This is a genomic window from Bradyrhizobium genomosp. I (2014) (assembly GCF_000261685.1).
GTDB lineage: Bacteria > Pseudomonadota > Alphaproteobacteria > Rhizobiales > Xanthobacteraceae > Bradyrhizobium.
In genome coordinates, this window is the sequence record NZ_AJQE01000472.1 from 1 (window position 1) to 479 (window position 479).

Annotated in this window: 1 protein-coding gene; it reads left to right on the forward strand. The window is 67.8% G+C overall.

Going from position 1 to position 479, the window contains the following annotated elements; translation table 11 throughout:
* Positions 1-31 precede the first annotated feature (31 nt).
* Positions 32-479 (forward strand): chemotaxis protein CheW (locus IC50_RS38060; RefSeq protein ID WP_035716788.1); only part of this gene is annotated, 448 nt, incomplete at its 3' end.

Consider the following 479-nt stretch of genomic DNA (forward strand, 5'->3'; position numbering starts at 1 on the left):
TAAAGAGCAGGGCAGGGATCAGGAGAGACACATGACCAGCAAGACGCAAGTGGGCGAAGGCGCCATGGTCGAATACGTCACCGCGATGATCGGCGGCCAGCTGTTCGGCCTGCCGATCTCCCGCGTCCAGGACGTGTTCATGCCCGAGCGCGTCACCCGCGTTCCCTTGTCCTCGCGCGAGATCGCGGGCGTGCTCAACCTGCGCGGCCGCATCGTCACCGTGGTCGACATGCGCGCCCGGCTCGGCCTGCCCAAGGCCGAGGACGGCAAGGTGCCGATGGCGGTCGGCGTCGATTTGCGCGGCGAATCCTACGGCCTCTTGATCGACCAGATCGGCGAGGTGCTGCGCCTGCCCGAGGACGGCAAGGAGGAGAACCCCGTCAACCTCGACCCCCGCATGGCCAAGCTCGCCGGCGGCGTCCACCGCCTCGACGGACAGCTCATGGTCGTCCTCGACGTCGATCGCGTCCTCGAGCTCG